1 protein-coding gene is annotated in these 1490 nt (G+C 55.4%); it reads right to left on the minus strand.

The window, feature by feature from the left end; translation table 11 throughout:
* Positions 1–99: 99 nt before the first annotated feature.
* On the minus strand, positions 100–1490 hold a 1391-nt coding region (locus J5F18_RS04615), incomplete at its 5' end, for a ribonucleoside-diphosphate reductase subunit alpha (RefSeq protein ID WP_346301149.1).

Raw genomic sequence — 1490 nt, forward strand, 5'->3', positions numbered from 1 at the left:
AACGCATAAGTTGATAGTTATGATTTCAGGTTGTCGTAAGCGACGACCATGAAAAATAACTACTGGCACAGTGCAATACTAAAGAAAAAAGGTTCTACCTCACTGGCAGGCCTCGCACTCTTCGCCGTTCATCATGGCTTCGATGGAGCAGGCTTTGCGCTCGGCGTCGGTATAGGTCTTGGCCTTAGCGTCACTCTCCTCACCCTCGCGGCCAATCAAACCACGCATTTCCTTCTTCACGGAAACGGTTGCCTTCTCGATATTCGAAGCCCCCAGCGTGCGCAGGTAGTAGGTGGTCTTGAGTCCGGTGCGCCAGGCGAAGCGATACATGTGCGAGAGCGTCTTGATGTCGGCAGTGGCGAGGAAGAGGTTAACGGATTGGGATTGGTCGATCCATTTCTGACGTCGCGCCGCAGCCTCCACCACCCACTTGTAATCAATCGCAAAGGCGGTCTTGTAACGCGCTTTGATGGATTCGGGGATGGTATCGATGGAAGCCAACTCGCCATCGAAGTATTTGAGCTGGTCGCGCATTTCATCGTTCCAAAGGCCCTGGGCTTTGAGCTCGCGAACCAAGTGTGCATTCAAGACCACGAAGTCGCCCGACAGGTTACTCTTCACAAACAAGTTTTTGTAGTTCGGCTCAATACAGGGCGAAGTGCCCATGATATTTGAGATGGTGGCGGTTGGGGCAATTGCGATGACGTTGCTATTGCGCATGCCATTCTTGGCAATCTTTGCCCGCACATGGGTCCAGTCCATCTTGCCGCCACGCGGCACTTCCACGGCAACGCCGCGCTCCGCCTCCAACAGGTCCAGTGTATCCTGAGGCAACAAACCACGGTCCCACTTGGAGCCCTTGAAGGTGCTGTAGGTGCCAAGCTCCTCGGCCAAGTCACTGGAGGCTTCGTAGGCATAGTAGGCAATGGCCTCCATGAACTCGTCGTTGAATTCGACCGCTGCTTGGGTGTCGAAGGCAATGCCCTTGGCCTGCAAGGTATTTTGCAAGCCCATGATGCCGAGTCCGATTGGACGGTGACGCTGATTGGAGCGACGGGCTGCCTCGGTTGGGTAGAAGTTCAAATCAATCACGTTATCCAAGGCGCGGACAGCGATGCGGATGGTTTCGCGCAGCTTTTCGTGGTCGATGCCGCCGGTTGCGGTCAGGTGATTGTCGAGAATGACCGAACCCAGGTTGCAGACGGCGGTTTCGTCGTCGCTGGTGTTGAGCGTGATCTCGGTGCAAAGGTTGGAGCTGTGAATCACGCCGGCATGATCCTGCGGACTGCGGATGTTGCACGGATCCTTGAAGGTGATCCATGGGTGACCGGTCTCAAAAATCATCCGCAGCATTGATTTCCACAATTCCAGCGCAGGCATTTTCTTGCCGAAAATTTCGCCGCGCTCGGCCATGGCCTCGTATTGCACGTAGCGCTCCTCGAATGCCTTGCCGTAGAGCTCGTGCAAGTCCGGCGCCTCGTTGGCGCGGA

Source organism: Halomonas sp. BM-2019, assembly GCF_017584085.1.